Source organism: Bacillus sp. PPSBB_2 (genome assembly GCF_045291115.1).
Classification (GTDB): domain Bacteria; phylum Bacillota; class Bacilli; order Bacillales; family Bacillaceae_G; genus Bacillus_A; species Bacillus_A cereus.
In genome coordinates this window covers 3747773-3763783 of the sequence record NZ_CP147983.1, presented here as the reverse complement: position 1 = coordinate 3763783, position 16011 = coordinate 3747773, and the positions used below count along the sequence as shown (strand labels likewise).

Here is a 16011-nt window from a genome sequence, read left to right as displayed (position 1 = left end):
GTGAATTTATATGACGAATTATCCAGTGTTTACAACGCCAGAACGGCGTAATGTAAGTATGCAAGATGCACGCTTACAAGCGAATGATGAGCTAGGTTCTTTATATGAAAGAGCATTGCAAAACATGCAAACGAGTGTAGCGGATAGTCAAACACAAGCAGCAGAACAAGCAGCTGCAAGAGGGATGGGGAGCTCGGGTTTATCACAAGATGCGATGAATAAAATCGCGATTGCAGGTTTATCACAAAGAGGAAATTTAGAAGCAGAGCGTACACAAAAAGTTGCTTCTTTAGCTCGCCAACTGATGGAACGTGACCAAGACCTTGGTTTCCGTGAACGCCAACAGGCGTTTCAGGAATGGAGTGGAGAACAAGGAATGAAGATGGATCAAGACCGTTTTGAATATCAACAGAAAAATGATTTACGAAACCATCATTTTGATAAAGAGCGCTTCGATTATCAACAGAAAAATGACACATTAAATCGTGAGTTAGAGCGTGATAAGTTTGATTATACGAAAGACAAAGATTGGAGAGATTATCAATTTGATAACAAACGATTTGACCATCAAGTGAAAAATGATAATCGAAACTATGGGTTAGAACGAGACCGGTTTGATCATACGGTTCGAAATGATGATCGAAACTATGATCTGGATATCAATCGTTTCAACCACACCGTGAAAAATGACGATCGAAATTATGATTTAGACCAACAGCGTTTTAATTATACGATTTTTCATGATGGTCGAAACTATAATCTTGATAAAAATAGATTTAACTATCAAATGAAAAATGATGATCGGAATTATAATTTAGACCTGAATCGTTTTCATTATGGAAAGGAGAAAGACTTACGTGATTATAATCTTGATGTGAGCCGATTTAATCATTCCGTAAATCATGATAATCGGAACTACAATCTCGATTTGAGTCGTTTTAATTATGGGAAACAAAAAGATACACGTGATTATAACTATCAAGTAAGTCGGGACAGTGTATCGGATAACCGTTGGCAGCAAGATTATAATTACCGGGCCGGTCGCGACAGTGTATCCGACAATCGTTGGCAACAAGAATTCAATTATCGTTCTGGGAGAGATGGTGTATCTGATAGCCATTGGCAACAGGAGTATAACTTAAAAAAGCAAGTAGCCGCCTCTAGAAATAGTGGTGGAGGTGGCGGCTCGCGAGGAACGTCAAGTAGTGGTAGTTCTTCTAACAGTTCACCAAGTTTAAGTTCAAAATCTTTATTGAACGGTTATACACGTGATCAAATCAATTGGTACAGTAATCCAAATCATGCCCCGTATGCCTATGGACAGAAGAAGGAAGAAACAAAGAACGCACCATCGTATGCAGAGTCGCTGTTAATGAGGAAGCCATGGGAGTCTTCGCCGTTGTTGAAACAGTTTGGACCGAAAGGATTTTGGTAGGGAGTGTGAAGGATGCCTCGTAAAAAGAAAAGCGATATAGAAAGAGAACAAGCTTCTTCTATGGTGAAGGATTGGGAAAAAGACAATGGTGGGCTAGATGATAATCAGCGTGCTACGCTGCAACGCATGATTGAACTCCATTCCAATACAGCACAGCAAGATGTGCGTCGTGTGGATTATTATAGTGGGAATCAAGATAAATATGAAAAAAATACGCAATCCATTCAAGTTCGGAATGAAAATACAGGTAATCTTGTAAAAAAGAAATTTTTGCTTTGAAAGAAGGACAAGAGGAAGAACCTTTAGAGAATATCTATCAAAACCTTGAATTTGATAAAAATAACGAGGACCATAGAAAGCCACCAGAGAGAAATCCGTTTTTAGATCAAATAAAAGCAGCGAACAGTATTTCACAATCCACATCCACAGACTGGATGAAACAACAGGAAGAAGCTAGTCGTACCAATCGTATGATGAGTACCATTGATAGTATTTCGAAAAAGCCACCTTCTCAGGAAGGTGGTTTTTTGGATGACCTAAAATTCGCAGCAGGAAAATTTGGTGAAATGATTAAGCCACCTGAAGGTAAGACCAGACAAGAAGTTTGGGATGAGTATATGAAAGATGGTGGGAAAAGCAGAGGAACGAAAGAAGTCAATCGCTTTGCAAATCGTACCATGGATTCCACGTTACTCCATGCGCCAAGTGCGGCCATGAAAAAAGTAAGAGGACAAGATGCGGTAGATTGGCAAGATCATCGTGAAGGTGTAGGAGAAAATGTCGCTGACTTTGTATCAACGGGGCTTGGCTATGTAATCCCAGGTGCAGGCGCTGCGAACGTAGCGGGGAAGCTGGGAATGGCTGCGAAGGTGGGAGAAAATACTTCTAAACTTGGAAAGATAGGGCAATATGCCAAAGAGGGCGCGGTAACAGGTGCTCTTATTGCAGGTGCAGAAACACCAGCCAAAGCATATGTGAATCCGGAACAGACGGTAGGAGACCATTTGAAACGGATTGGCGTAGAGACCGCAGCAGGGGCGGCCATTAACCCACTTGCCCACGGTTTGATGAATGCGGTGCAAAATTTACGTAAGACGAAGGGGCATACTTCTAACGTATCGGATGATGTCATGCAGCAGGAAAGACAACAAAGGGAATTAACGAACAACGCTGTGGAAGAACAAGCATTGCAAGATACACGTATTAGAAATGAAACAGAATCTTTACCGATTCAAGCTGCATCAGAATCCGCACCATCGTTAGAACAAGCACTAGAAAGTGTGGCGAAACAGAAAAAGAAAGCTTCTTCAAATGGAGAACTTCCTGATGACGTACAAGCGATGCGCCATGCACCTCCGGTCATTCAATCCGCTATGGCGCCAGATGGGCGGACCATTACGCATAAAAAGTTACTAGATAGTTTCCGTGAGAATCTAGGCATTACGCTTCGTACAGGGCGTATGGGTATCGGAGACGAGGCTGTTACGGGCATGTATAAAACAAATCCGGAAGTCATTCGTACACGTGAGTACGGGGACTTAGAAACGTTAGCGCATGAAACAGGTCATCATTTGGATAAGAAATTTGGATTGAATGACCCAAAATTTGATGAGGAATTCATGAAACTGGGTGCTCATACATCCGGTCAAAATTATACCCCTGAACAAATTCGTCAAGAAGGTATGGCGGAATTTATGCGTCGTTACTTACTCAACCCAGCCATGGCAGAACAAGAAGCACCTGAGTTTATGAAGCACTTTCAAAGTATCATTCCGAAGGATGTACAGAAGGGGTTACAAAAAGTCCAAGAAGACGCGCAAATATGGGCGAACCAAGGGGATGAAGCACGTTTCCGTGGGAAAATCAATGTAAATGAAAAATCTACCGGTTTGGAACGTATAAAGCAAGTACTGCAAAAGCTACCGAGTTCAAAAGAGGAATTCTATACAGAGGGAATAGACAGGCTCTATCCTATCTCTAAAGCGGAAAAAGACATACTTGGCGGGGAATTAGCCGATGCTTCGGTCTCTCCTTATAAGAAAGCAAGACTTGCGGCAGGAACGCCTAAAAAGGCGCAAATGAAGGTGGAAGAGTTCCGTAATATCTTTGGAGATTCCAAGGTTGATATGGCGGATATACGGGATTATGTGACTGCCATTCATGCGAGAGACTTAGAAGGACAAGGAATCAAAACAGGATTCACCCCGGAAGAAATTGAAAAAACGATTATGAGATTTGATAAGCCCGAAATACAAGAAGCACACCAAAAGATAAAAGCTTACAATGACTCCTTGTTAGATATGTTGGTAGAAGGAAATATGTTATCTAAGGATGCTGTTGCTGCCATGCGGGAAAAGCATCCAAACTACATGCCATTTAACCGTTACTTTGATGAAGAGGGTGTGGGGGAAGGGTTCGGAGGCGGAAAAGGATTTGTTGACTTAACAAATCCTGTGAAACGTATAGAAGGTTCGAGCCGAAATGTCATTGATCCATTTGAAAGCATTGTGAAAAATACCTTCAAATCGATGCAAGCAATAGAACGAAATAAAGTCGGTTTGTCTCTTGCGGATTTAGCAGAAAAAGAAGGCGCAGGGAAATGGATTGAAAAGCTTGCCGGTGATGGAAAAGAGTCTGTGGCAAAAGAAAATATCGTTACTGTTTTCCGCAATGGTGAGAAAGAACAATATCAACTTGCGCCGGAATTGTATCGTGCCGTGAAAGCAATGGACAAGGAAGTGACAAATAAGTTTATATTGGCCGCATCGAAACCAAGTGATTGGCTACGTGCTGGGGCAACCTTAACGCCTGAATTTGCACTGCGAAACCCAATACGTGACCAATTTGCAGCTTATGTGACGAGTGATGTCGGATACAATCCATTTGATTTTGTAAAGGGACTGAAAGAAGTTGGGAAAAAGAGATTCGGAAAAGGTTCAGAGGTGTATGATGACTGGGTCAATCAGGGTGGTTCATATGGTGGGTATTTATCTGCCGATCGTGACTTGTTGAAAGAACAGTTAGAGGGAATCGGTAACCAGCAAAAAGAAGGTCTTTCAAAAGCCATACAAACCATAACCGCTCCTGCGAATCCGAAGAATTGGCTGAAAGTATTACAAACGATTTCTGAAGTATCCGAAGAAGCAACGAAAGTGGGAGCGTATCAGAAAGCTCTGAAGAAAGGGCTCACACCTGAAGAATCGGCTTATCAAGCGCGTGATTTAATGGATTTCAACCGTATGGGGAATTCCGTACAGTCTGCTAATCGTGTGTTCACATTCTTAAATGCTAACCTACAAGGAAAAGATAAATTGATTCGATCCATGAAAGAACATCCAATTCGGACGAGCGCTCGTATTGCTGGTTCTACCCTTCCGCCAAGTGCAGTAGCCTACGCGAGTTATCAAATGGGAAATGAGAAACAAAAAGAAATGATCGATAATATGACGCAGCAAGAGAAAGACACGTATTGGTCCTACGCGATTCCTGGAACAGATAAAGTGGGACGAATTCCAAAGCCATTTGATATTTCCTTACTGGCCAACACGGCAGAACGGGCGAATCGAATGGACGAGGGTGACCCCTACGCGTTTGAGGGATATGGGAAAACCATCAACGATGCGGTGAAAGTACCTTGGATGCCTACCGTCATGCAGCCAGTTGTGGAAAATATGGCAAACTATAGCTTTTTTAGAGATGGAAAAATTGTGCCAACGCGTGATGAAAAGAATTCACCGAAAGAACAGTATGGCCCGAATACGAGCCTGACGGCACGTGAAATGGCACATGCATTAGATACAGTTGGAATCGAAGCTTCTCCATACAAGATTGATAATGTATATAAAGGATATACGGCGGGATTGGGACAATATCCATTAAAAGGATTAGACGCCGCTATTTCATTAATATCGAATAAAGAAACACCGACACCAGTTGCGCAGGAGTGGAATGAATCCACCCCAGGTCTGAAAACATTTTTTGTCAATGGGCAAGGTGGCGGGAAAGTCATGGAAGATTACTATAACATCATGGAAGAACAACAAGCAATTGGGGCGGATAGTAAAAAGAATGAGGAAGACGCACCGAATGCGGATGAAATGAAGTCGTTCCATAAGGTAGATAAAGCGATGGCGAAATTACGTAAAGAGTATTATCAAGTGAAATCAGATACAGCGATGGATTCAGAAGTAAAACGAAGTGAATTAGATCGTCTGGATGAAGAGATGCGTGCACTTGCGCGAGAGGGCATTACCATTTTTAGACCTGATTACAAATAAGGGCTCTTCATCATAAGTGAGAACATCTTGTCCGCTCCTAGAATATTCTAGAAAAGAGAGGGGGATTTTTTAGGACAAGGATGTGGATATATGGGAGATATCGGGAAGGAAATAGAAGAATTAAAATTTACGCAAAAAGAAATGATGCGGGATATACGTACTCTAGAGATACGTACAACAATAACTGAAAAAGATATTTTAACAATTAATAAGCAATTAGAGAAAATTAGTATGAATACAACTTGGATTTTACGGATTGTAATCGGTGCAGTTGTAACCGGAATATTAGGGTTAGTTATCAAAATTATGTAAATAGGGATAGGAGAGCTCCTTACTAGGGGCTCTATTTTTTATTGCCGAGGAGCGGATACCAATGGAACACTGTAGAGAATGCGAGGAAGCAAAACAAGAAGTACAGGATATTCAAGTCCGTCTCGCCGTTGTGGAAAGCAAGGTGGCGAAGATTGAAGAGAATATCGAGAAAATTTTAAGTAATACCAATTGGTTAGTAAAAAGTATTGTAGGCGGAATGATTGCAGCGATACTGGCGTTTGTATTAAAAGGGGGACTCTAAAACATGACAAGAGAAAACATGCAAAAACGATTACGTAACTGGAAAACATGGGTGGCACTTGCCTCCCTTTTGGGATTTATTTGTGCGAAGGCTGGATTACTAGAAACGAAGAGTTTTATCGATGAAGTACTACCGTATATTTTCACACTGGGCGTCGCTTTAGGAATCTGGAGCGACCACGAAGGCACAGTACAAACAGACAAATAAAAACAAAGAGAACGCATCACCAATCGGTGGTGCGTTTTTCTATGGGAGGAGAAATAAACATGAAACAATTGCTGGGGATAGTTACAATAGTATGTATAGTATTTTCGCTTTCTACGAGTGTTTTTGCCGATAGAATACTTCTGATACCTGATGTACCAAAAACGCCATACAGGGGCGGTGTAGGAGCGTATGAAGGAGTGGTTGCTCACAGTACGGCAACACCGGAAGCGCCGGCCATTAACATTCAGCGTTATGAGACACGTACCTGGAGAAATGCATTCGTTCATTACGCAGTGGACTGGAATGAAACCATTCAGATTGCGGATACAAAATACATTGCGTACGGTGCAGGACCAGGAGCAAATAACCGATTTGTCCATGTAGAGTTATGTGAGACGGCTGATTACACCAAGTTTAAACAGAGTTATGAGAAATACGTAAAACTGTTAGCGAAAATCTTACAAGATAAGAATCTATCCGTAGAAAAAGGATTATGGACGCATAACGACGTGAGAAAGTACCTGGGCGGTACAGATCATGAAGACCCGATTGATTATTTACGTAGCCATGGCGTGTCAGAATCACAGTTTAGAAGTGATGTGCAGCGAGCATATAATAACTCTAGTGTGGATGTTTCTGTTCCGTCTAAACCAGAAGAAGTACCAACAGCAGTAACAGATGGGATTGCTTATATTGAAGGCTACAATGTGAATTTACGTAAAGGACCAGGTACAAGTTATTCTAAGATTCGTCAGCTGAATAAGCCTGAAGCGTATCAAGTGTGGGGAGAGCAAGATGGATGGCTCAACCTTGGTGGTGACCAATGGGTGAAATATAATCCAGCGTACATCAGGTTTGAAAAGCAAGAATCAGTAAATCCGGTTGTAGGGAAACGTGTTATGGCCAAAGTGGAGAACCTTCGATTCTATGATTCACCGTCATGGCAGGATAGCGCTGTAGCGGGTACAGTCGATAGTGGCGAAGGATTTATAATCGATGAAAAAGTAAGTGTGGATGGCTTCACGCAATTTAAAGTACACAATAGTAAAGGGCACACATACTATATGACAGCAAGCGAAGCCTTTGTGTATGTGAAGTAGGGAAGAGAGAACAAGGAGGTTTTCGCCTCCTTGTTTTAAAAATATTGAGGTAATTGATTGAGTATTTTTTCAATTTGATTTGCAGTGTTTGTTAAGCTCATATCTTTTTTCGCACGGAAAAACAATGTTCGTAAAAAAATTTTGATATTTCCATATAAAATAGAAAATTGTGTTAGTGTAAGCCTTTCTTTCATTTGAGGAAGACGTTGGATTTTCTTAGTAAGAATTGATAGAAATTGTGTTTGTGGAAATTCATGCTGTAACATTGCTATGATTGGTGTAATGATATATTCGTCTTCGTTGTTATAGTAGAGGTGTTGGTAGTGAAATGCTGTATTCAGTAAGCAATGAACTACTTTTTCATAATGAATAGTTAAAATATTGGGGTTTTGAATCAGGGCATGTAGGGCTGATGAAGCATGTAGCATATGCCGTGTATATCCCTTGTCAGGCACGATCACCCGATAATCTTGTTCTAATTTAAAGTATTGGAGTATTTTTTCTAGAGCGTCTACTAGTTGCTTTTCTGTTAAAAAAGAGTGCTTTGTATCATATTGTATGATTAAAGTGAGCAGTGCAAGTGTGTAGGAACGAGTGAAAATGCCATCTGTTTGCGAAGAAGATATTTCAAAATATAAATAATCTGGATTGAGGCAGGAGGCTAGTAAAACTTCTAATTGTGCAATATCTAAAAGATTATGTTGTATAAAATACTGAAAACATGGATAAATGAGCATTTCTCTTGTGTAGGCATCGATTGTACCCATATGTTGCATCATGGTAGAGGTAAGTTCGTCTAAATTACATGTATACAAGTATAGATAATCATTTTGCTGTAGTTCCTCTAGTTGTTGGTGTAAATCTTGAATATTCAAATTAGCACCTCCTTTGTATAGTGTGTTAGCAAAAGGGTGGCTTTTGTACGCGTTCAGTGAAAAAGTGCATATGGATGAGACGAAAAGATATATTTTGTTGTATGGAATCATTTTAATATATGTAAAAAATGAGAGCGCGCGACTAAAAATGAAAAGGCAATCCAGGGTGGTGAGTCTGGATTGCCTTTTCGTATAGAAAGAATCGTGTATAACATAACAGGAGCATTTTAATATATGTAAAGATTTTTGAAAATATGTTTAAAATATGAGAGTCGCCTTCCCCAGTTGAAGGCGACTCTCATGTGGTGATTCTCTAGATGTCATTTACAGTATATCCAATATGATTGAAAGATAGAACTTTTTATTGACTGATAATTCTATATGATTTATATTTTAAATATGTTCTCTGATCTATTGCACAACAAAGAATCCGTCTCCTTTTGGAGGCGGATTTTTTATTTGTATACTTTAGAAATAACGAGACTGTTGTTATACATCTTATCTACTTGTTCTTTGTCATATCCATATAATAGCGTTTCTTTATCATCTACAAATAAAAAAGTCCCCATATTAAACCCACGGCAGCCAGCCATAATTTTAGGAAGTTTAGGAATATAACCTATAGCCTCAATATCCATGAGAAAAAATTTAACTGCATTTGCTTTTTTATTCTGCTGGATATTTTTCAGCAGATGACTCATAAATGAAAAAATCTGATTCCTCATAAAAGGTACAAAATCCTCTTTTTGTTGATCTTTTTCGGTATATGTAAAATAAACAATCATTTTTTGTTTCAACAGCTGTAGTAAGTCTTGTTTAGAGTTTGAATGTATTTCTGTATAAGGTAGTAGTAGTGTTTCGTAACCTTGATCATATTTTTGACCGGATGTTTTTTGATACAAAATTCCTTTGTAATCCAGTACAAATAAAGATTCTTCCTCATGTTCTACAATAAACTTTGCAACCTCAGATAATCCCTTTTCTGGATGATAGTATCCTTCAACGATTTGATTTAGTGTTTTGAATGTTGGTTTTTGCATTGTGTTACTCCTCTTCAAGTATCCATATTTCTTCAATAGGTTTTTTTAGTTCTTTACAAATCATGTATGCAGTATCAAATCTTGGCTGAGTTCTATTCCGAACAATGGCACTAAGAGTCGAGCCGTCGATGCCGATTTTTTTAGCAAAGTCACTTTGTTTAATATCCATTTCTGCAAATATGATTTTCAATCTACATTTAAAATTCATACGTGTTCACCTCAAGAAATCAATTTCTACAAGTAATTTCAAATACCTGCAAAAAAAGTACAAGTAATAAGTGGAAAAAATGATGAGGACATGCAAAAAACAATTTCCACGTCATATACCTATATTACTTCCATTCGGAAGCCCACGAAGAAATCTACTTGGAATTCCAAATGGTACTGTAGATATCAACGGAGGAGAGGATTATATGCGTTCTCAGTATAGTTACCTCAATGCAACACCGTATTTATATTCATCAAAAGAACTACGTCACATGTATAACGAGTCAAGATCCAGAAAAGAGACGGAATCCATTCTTACTCACATGAGGAACCATGAAGTATTTGATAACAAAGAGTACAAAGGGTATTTCAGCTTATCGCAAGTTATTGAAGAAGATTTATATGGAGAAGAGGAAGATATATTGAATTGGCAAGATTTAATGGAGCGGTATCAAATTGTAGCTACCAAATCAGGGATTAAATTTCGTGAGAAAGAGGAACTGGTTGAGGAGGAATGGCTATGACACTTGCAGGAGAAGCAGTCATTATTTGGACGGCAACAGGCTTGTCTGTAATTGCGATGAGTGCAGCTGAAAAAATGGGGAAGAGTGTTCCACATTGGCTTCCACGTATAACCTTGTATACGACGCTTACGGGCTCGTTCTTATATCTTCTACGTTATATTCTCGTTATGTTTCTATGAAGGAATACGATGTGGAAGAGAGGGACAATAGAACTCACAAGCAAAAATGCTCGTCCTGTTATCTTCCAAAAAAATGCAACTATATCCTTATAGGATATATAAGGAGTGTTCATCAATGCTTGAATTATTGTTAATACCCGTTGCTTCATTTGGATATGCCTTGGTAAGTGATAAGCTCAAACGTAAAGATGATGATAAACGCAAGATACAAGTATTCTTTGAAGTGTCTGGAATCGCAATCAAAAAAGAAGAAAAGCTACATTATCCAAAATTTCAAAAGAAAAATATTGATGATCGCAGTACAACATACATTTACACTTTACCTGTTGGTATGCCAAGTAAAATCATCCAGAAGGTCGAGGACGTTGTTTCTGAAGGACTAAATAAACCCGTTCGAATCCAGTATGATAATTATGAATTGAATATTCGAGTATTCCATAAAGAAATACCTACGAGATGGGAATGGTCAACGAATTTAATTCAAGAGCGCAAATGGCGTGTACCAATCGGGCAAAGTTTAGAAGAGTTAATTTGTCATGACTTTGATAAAACACCGCACATGACTTTAGGTGGACTAACGAGGATGGGAAAAACGGTGTTTTTAAAGAATGTATTCACTTCACTTACTGTAGCTAATCCAGAGCATGTTCACTTTTACATTATTGATTTAAAGGGTGGATTGGAGTTTGGACCTTACACGAACGTAAAACAGGTAGAATCTATTGCGGAAAAGCCAATTGAGGCCTTTCAAGTATTGAGTATGATTTTAAAAAGGATGGAAGAAAAAATGCTTTTTATGAAAGGACACCATTATACCAATGTGGTAGAAACAAATATAAAAGAACGCTATTTTATTATCGTGGATGAAGGCGCAGAACTTTGTCCTGATAAAAGTATGAATAGAGAACAACAAAAGTTATTAGGAGCTTGCCAACAAATGCTGTCTCATATAGCGCGTATAGGTGGAGCATTAGGGTTTAGACTAATTTTCTGTACACAGTATCCAACTGGGGATACGTTACCACGCCAAGTGAAACAGAATTCAGATGCGAAGCTAGGCTTCAGGTTGCCAACAGCAACAGCTTCACAAGTTGTTATAGATGAACCAGGGCTTGAAACCATACACAGCATTCCAGGGCGTGCGATTTTTAAGACTGATCGATTGACTGAAGTGCAAGTTCCTTATATTACGAATGAAAAGATGTGGGATGTACTAAAACAATATGAGGTGAAGAAAGATGAACATCCAGACACATATCAAAATCAACAGACAAATGATGATTCTGACCTCGATTAGAAAGCTGAAATTTGCTACACGTAGGCATTTAATGGCTATACATGATTTAGGTGGCATAAGAAATGCAAACCGTATATTAAAGGGTTTAAGCTCATTCGTGAATAGTACAGTGTATAAAAAAGAACATGTATATTACCTAAATAAAAAGGGTAGAGAGCTATTTGATGATAATGAGAAAGTTATACCCAATAGTCGGTTAGCGCATAGTCTTATGAGAAACGAAGCATGGCTTTATCTGTTTTGTCCTGATGACTGGCAAATAGAAGCACCCATCCGTTATAAAGTAAATGACCGAAAGAAAACGATTATTTCTGATGTGAAATTCCGAGATGACGACGGGATATTAAACGCTGTAGAAATTGATCGTAAACAGACGATGAATATAAACGCTGAAAAAATGAATCGGTACGGTGAATTCACTGTGTATTATAAAAACAAATATAACGGGAAAGTCCCTATTATTCACTTTTTTACGCTCACATCATACAGGCAAAAGACATTAGAACAATTCGCTGTGCAACAAGGTGTATATACAAAAGTACATGTTATACCTGAATTGTAAAGTGAAATCAGGACATCTGCTCTATTCAATATAACCCCATTTCATCAGCTTCTTCTTTAGATATTTTGTAATACACACCTGGAGCAAGAGAGCCGTCTATTGTCTTTGTGGACGGCTCTTTTGAGCCAGTATCATTTAGCCAATTGTAAAAAATGAAGGATGATTCTTGGTTATGTACATCAGAAGGACCTATATTAGTTTTTTTAGGAATTCTAGATAGTTTGATGTTAGTCGTATAAACTTTCGTAAATAAGGCTTGTATACTGTCTGTAAGAATACCGTTGTTTTTTAAGAACCTATCAATTTTCCCTAGCGCATTGAATGCAAGACGAAATAGGTTTTCATCACAATTGCTACCTACACGTAGACCGATAATCGATGCATTGATTTTTAAAGCAGGGTGATATGTTCCAGCTTTGATTGTGTGGTACATCATTTCTTGGTATTCATTCACAAAATACGTATGGATTCTTTCGAATTCTTTTTGTGCATCGTTTTGCACTTCTTTTAGCTCAATTTCAATGGATTCCATTAAGGATACTTTATCATTATTTTTTTCTTGTTTTAAAGAATTAAAAGAGTTAATAGAGTTATTATAGTTAGAACTCGTTTTTTCGTCTTTCAGGCTTACAGCCTCAACGGTTTCAGAGTTTTTCTGTTCGGCAACCTGCTCGGCAGTTCGTTCAGCAATTTGGTTGGCATCTATGTAAAATACTTCTTTCATGATTGTTGTGAAATTAGGGTGCATTTTTAATACAAATACATATTTATTCTTACCATCAGCTAATCCAGCGACTAGGATTTCACCTGTTTGTTTTAATGCACGAACAGTATCGGTCACAGTTCTTACAGAACAGTCAGCCTTATCTGCTAGTGTTTCAGCGGAAATCTTGCATATACCATTTCCAGAAAGTAAATAAATAATATGATCCATTACATCTTTTCGTTTAGAGCGAGAAGGAAATAAACTTTCGAAGCTTTGATTCGTATCATCGACACGTTTTCTCAAAGTATCCATAATCTCATATTTCTTTTGCGTGCTTAAACGATTTCGTTGCATATATTTTTGAACATCTGCATTATAGGCAGTTAGTTTTTTCATAAGGGCTCGTCTCCTTTGGAAATAAAAAAGCAACAGTATGCCACAAAATGTAAGCAAACTGTTGCGGAGGAACCCTTATGTACGATAAAATAAGGTACATAAAGAGTTACAGCAGGTGTTTGCCTAGTTACGTTAGGCGAACGGTTAATAAAGTGGTGGTACACTTTATTAACACGCTGTGCTCTTTTATTTTTTATTAGTTTCATTTTGAATTTTTGCGGTAACAAATTGGTCATAAATAACCAGAAATATGTTGCTATTTATAAATTTGGATATAGTGCAAAATTGCGTAATATAGCGGTTTTATGCGCTTTTAAGAGAATAAGGTTTTGTAATTTATTTATGACGGGATTAAAACCAGATATTCTTGAACCGATGGTAGATTTAATTAAAGAAGTTGAGCCTGGATATAGCGGTATTTTTGCGGTATCAGAAGTGGAAGCGGCCATGCGTGATACTCGTACGAAGAAAACGAAAACAGTATGTACATTTTGTGGTGTAGGTTGTTCGTTTGAAGTGTGGACGAAGGGGCGTAAAATTCTTAAAGTACAGCCATCTTCAGATGCACCAGTTAACGCAATTTCCACTTGTGTAAAAGGGAAATTTGGTTGGGATTTCGTAAATTCTAAAGAACGAATAACAAAACCTTTAATTCGTAAAAATGGAACGTTTGTTGAATCTACATGGGAAGAAGCACTGAATGTAGTTGCAAATAAATTAGGCGCTATTAAAGAAGAGTACGGTAAAGGTTCTATCGGATTCATTTCTTCCTCTAAAATTACAAATGAAGACAATTATGTAATTCAAAAATTAGCTCGACAAGTATTTGGAACGAATAATATTGATAACTGCTCACGTTATTGCCAATCACCAGCAACGGATGGTTTGTTCCGTACAATTGGTATGGGCGGTGATGCCGGAACGATTAAAGATATTGCGCAATCTGGTCTTGTTATTATTGTAGGATGTAATCCGACAGAAGGTCATCCTGTTCTAGCTACACGTATTAAACGTGCACATAAATTACACGGACAAAAGTTAATTGTAGCTGATCTTCGTAAAACCGAAATGGCAGAGCGATCAGATGTCTTTATTAGTCCAAAACAAGGAACAGATCAAGTTTGGTTAATGGCTGTTACGAAATATATGATCGATCAAGGTTGGCATGATCAGGAATTCATTAATGAGAATGTAAACTTCTTTGAAGATTTCAAAGAAAGCCTAGAGGAATATACACTTGAATATGCAGAAGAAGTAACAGGCATTTCAAAAGAAACACTTATTCAAATGGCTGAAATGATTCGTGATGCAGATGGTACATGTATCCTTTGGGGTATGGGGGTAACGCAAAATACAGGTGGTTCTGATACTTCCGCTGCAATTTCAAACTTACTTCTTGCAACAGGGAACTATCGTCGTCCAGGAGCAGGTGCATACCCACTTCGAGGCCACAATAACGTACAAGGTGCTTGTGATATGGGGACTTTACCAGGATGGCTTCCAGGATATCAGCACGTTACTAACGAAATGGAACGTGCGAAATTTGAAACTGCTTACGGAGTGAAAATTGATAGTGAACCAGGTCTTAATAATATCGAAATGCTTCACGCAATTGACGAAGGAAAAATGAAAGCAATGTATCTTGTAGGAGAAGATATGGCTCTTGTAGATTCTAATGCAAATCATGTACATGAAGTGTTATCGAGCCTTGATTTCTTCGTTGTGCAAGATGTTTTCCTTTCTAAAACTGCTCAATATGCAGATGTTGTATTACCAGCAGCGCCATCTCTTGAGAAAGAAGGTACTTTCACAAATACAGAGCGCCGTGTCCAAAGATTATATCAAGTTCTTCCTACGCTAGGAGATGCGAAACCAGACTGGTGGATCGTCCAGGAAGTTGCGAATAAACTAGGTGCAAACTGGAATTATAGCCACCCAAGTGAAATCTTTGCTGAGATGGCAAGTTTATCACCATTGTTCTCGCAAGCGAACTATGAAGTGCTTGAAGGATGGAACAGTTTCCATTGGGGAAGTTAAATCCGTCTTGGAACGAATACACCACTTCTGTTCCAAGACGGATTTAACTTCCCAGATAAAAAAGCTCGTTTTGCGATTGCTGACTGGGTACGTCCAGCTGAATTTCCAGCTGAGTTTGACCTTCACATTAACAACGGTCGTATGCTTGAGCATTTCCATGAAGGGAATATGACAAATAAATCAACAGGTATTCAAACGAAAGTACCTGGTGTTTTCGTTGAAATCTCTCCAGACCTTGCAAAAGAACGTGGCGTAAAAACAGGTTCGTTAGTTCGTCTTGTCTCTCCTTTTGGAGCATTAAAATTACGTGCACTCGTTACAGATCGTGTAAAAGCGAATGAGTTATATTTACCGATGAACTCTACAGATAACGAAACGGCAATTAATTTCTTAACAGGTCCTGCTGTGGATGTACGTACGAATACACCTGCGTATAAACAAACAAAAGTACGTATGGAAGTATTAGAAGTTGATGGCGAAAATCCGATGCCAAAAGCGAACCCACGCAATAAAAAACGTCACCCTCAAGCTGGAATTGAGGTACATCGTAAGTGGGCACGTCCAGGGTATGTGCATTTAACGGATAAGTAGGAGG

General features: G+C 38.7%; 13 protein-coding genes and 2 pseudogenes. 11 read left to right on the top strand and 4 right to left on the bottom strand.

Features of this window, described 5'->3' with window-relative positions; all coding sequences use genetic code 11:
• Positions 1-10 precede the first annotated feature (10 nt).
• The 6 genes and pseudogenes from V6946_RS18670 (at position 11) to V6946_RS18645 (ending at position 7593) form a co-directional block, all read left to right on the top strand.
• Complete coding sequence (locus V6946_RS18670; protein ID WP_406622088.1) at positions 11-1435, top strand: hypothetical protein; 1425 nt, start codon at positions 11-13, stop codon at positions 1433-1435.
• A gap of 12 nt (positions 1436-1447) precedes the next feature.
• Positions 1448-5712: pseudogene (locus V6946_RS18665) on the top strand (LPD38 domain-containing protein).
• A 90-nt stretch (positions 5713-5802) separates the two neighbouring features.
• On the top strand, positions 5803-6024 hold the full coding sequence (locus tag V6946_RS18660; RefSeq protein ID WP_144519584.1) for a hemolysin XhlA family protein: 222 nt from the start codon (positions 5803-5805) through the stop codon (positions 6022-6024).
• A 61-nt stretch (positions 6025-6085) separates the two neighbouring features.
• A complete protein-coding gene (locus tag V6946_RS18655) occupies positions 6086-6286 on the top strand; it encodes a hemolysin XhlA family protein (protein ID WP_366981669.1) in 201 nt (66 codons plus the stop codon).
• A 3-nt stretch (positions 6287-6289) separates the two neighbouring features.
• Complete coding sequence (locus V6946_RS18650) at positions 6290-6493, top strand: hypothetical protein (protein ID WP_366981670.1); 204 nt, start codon at positions 6290-6292, stop codon at positions 6491-6493.
• A gap of 59 nt (positions 6494-6552) precedes the next feature.
• Positions 6553-7593: an N-acetylmuramoyl-L-alanine amidase gene (locus V6946_RS18645; RefSeq protein WP_406622087.1), complete on the top strand. Its 1041-nt coding sequence runs from the start codon at positions 6553-6555 to the stop codon at positions 7591-7593.
• A 35-nt stretch (positions 7594-7628) separates the two neighbouring features.
• Here the strand turns inward: V6946_RS18645 and V6946_RS18640 are convergent, their stop codons facing one another.
• From V6946_RS18640 to V6946_RS18630, 3 genes are all read right to left on the bottom strand, one after another.
• Positions 7629-8468, bottom strand: a complete 840-nt coding sequence (locus tag V6946_RS18640) for a DUF2785 domain-containing protein (RefSeq protein WP_277547078.1) — start codon at positions 8466-8468, stop codon at positions 7629-7631.
• A 455-nt stretch (positions 8469-8923) separates the two neighbouring features.
• A complete protein-coding gene (locus V6946_RS18635; protein ID WP_366981672.1) occupies positions 8924-9508 on the bottom strand; it encodes a type IV secretory system conjugative DNA transfer family protein in 585 nt (194 codons plus the stop codon).
• A 4-nt stretch (positions 9509-9512) separates the two neighbouring features.
• Positions 9513-9716 carry a helix-turn-helix transcriptional regulator gene (locus tag V6946_RS18630; RefSeq protein WP_001009469.1) on the bottom strand — a complete coding sequence of 68 codons (204 nt, stop codon included), beginning with the start codon at positions 9714-9716 and terminating at the stop codon, positions 9513-9515.
• A gap of 205 nt (positions 9717-9921) precedes the next feature.
• On the opposite strand from V6946_RS18630, the gene V6946_RS18625 reads away from it, so the two are divergent.
• The 4 genes from V6946_RS18625 (at position 9922) to V6946_RS18610 (ending at position 12277) form a co-directional block, all read left to right on the top strand.
• Positions 9922-10239 (top strand): hypothetical protein, encoded by a 318-nt coding sequence (locus tag V6946_RS18625; protein WP_001257567.1) that lies wholly within the window; start codon positions 9922-9924, stop codon positions 10237-10239.
• The gene (locus V6946_RS18620; protein WP_366981673.1) at positions 10236-10418 is read left to right on the top strand and encodes a hypothetical protein; all 183 of its coding nucleotides are present in this window, start codon (positions 10236-10238) and stop codon (positions 10416-10418) included. Before V6946_RS18625 ends, V6946_RS18620 begins: the two co-directional genes overlap by 4 nt.
• 115 nt (positions 10419-10533) lie before the next feature.
• Positions 10534-11715 (top strand): FtsK/SpoIIIE domain-containing protein, encoded by a 1182-nt coding sequence (locus V6946_RS18615; RefSeq protein WP_366981674.1) that lies wholly within the window; start codon positions 10534-10536, stop codon positions 11713-11715.
• Complete coding sequence (locus tag V6946_RS18610; protein WP_270729147.1) at positions 11657-12277, top strand: replication-relaxation family protein; 621 nt, start codon at positions 11657-11659, stop codon at positions 12275-12277. Before V6946_RS18615 ends, V6946_RS18610 begins: the two co-directional genes overlap by 59 nt.
• Positions 12278-12302: 25 nt before the next feature.
• Here the strand turns inward: V6946_RS18610 and V6946_RS18605 are convergent, their stop codons facing one another.
• Positions 12303-13379, bottom strand: a complete 1077-nt coding sequence (locus V6946_RS18605) for a cytosolic protein (protein ID WP_366981675.1) — start codon at positions 13377-13379, stop codon at positions 12303-12305.
• Between the two features lie 339 nt (positions 13380-13718).
• On the opposite strand from V6946_RS18605, the pseudogene fdhF reads away from it, so the two are divergent.
• Positions 13719-16007 (top strand): annotated as a pseudogene (gene fdhF / locus V6946_RS18600) (formate dehydrogenase subunit alpha); the annotation flags it as partial.
• Between the last annotated feature and the right edge of the window lie 4 nt (positions 16008-16011).

What these genes read in the sequence shown, in the direction of transcription:
- V6946_RS18615 (WP_366981674.1), top strand. Translation starts at nt 10,534, where the DNA reads ATGCTTGAATTATTGTTAATACCCGTTGCTTCATTTGGATATGCCTTG.
- V6946_RS18605 (WP_366981675.1), bottom strand. Translation starts at nt 13,379, where the DNA reads ATGAAAAAACTAACTGCCTATAATGCAGATGTTCAAAAATATATGCAA.
- V6946_RS18610 (WP_270729147.1), top strand. Translation starts at nt 11,657, where the DNA reads ATGAACATCCAGACACATATCAAAATCAACAGACAAATGATGATTCTG.
- V6946_RS18650 (WP_366981670.1), top strand. Translation starts at nt 6,290, where the DNA reads ATGACAAGAGAAAACATGCAAAAACGATTACGTAACTGGAAAACATGG.
- V6946_RS18660 (WP_144519584.1), top strand. Translation starts at nt 5,803, where the DNA reads ATGGGAGATATCGGGAAGGAAATAGAAGAATTAAAATTTACGCAAAAA.
- V6946_RS18670 (WP_406622088.1), top strand. Translation starts at nt 11, where the DNA reads ATGACGAATTATCCAGTGTTTACAACGCCAGAACGGCGTAATGTAAGT.
- V6946_RS18635 (WP_366981672.1), bottom strand. Translation starts at nt 9,508, where the DNA reads ATGCAAAAACCAACATTCAAAACACTAAATCAAATCGTTGAAGGATAC.
- V6946_RS18655 (WP_366981669.1), top strand. Translation starts at nt 6,086, where the DNA reads ATGGAACACTGTAGAGAATGCGAGGAAGCAAAACAAGAAGTACAGGAT.
- V6946_RS18645 (WP_406622087.1), top strand. Translation starts at nt 6,553, where the DNA reads ATGAAACAATTGCTGGGGATAGTTACAATAGTATGTATAGTATTTTCG.
- V6946_RS18625 (WP_001257567.1), top strand. Translation starts at nt 9,922, where the DNA reads ATGCGTTCTCAGTATAGTTACCTCAATGCAACACCGTATTTATATTCA.
- V6946_RS18620 (WP_366981673.1), top strand. Translation starts at nt 10,236, where the DNA reads ATGACACTTGCAGGAGAAGCAGTCATTATTTGGACGGCAACAGGCTTG.
- V6946_RS18630 (WP_001009469.1), bottom strand. Translation starts at nt 9,716, where the DNA reads ATGAATTTTAAATGTAGATTGAAAATCATATTTGCAGAAATGGATATT.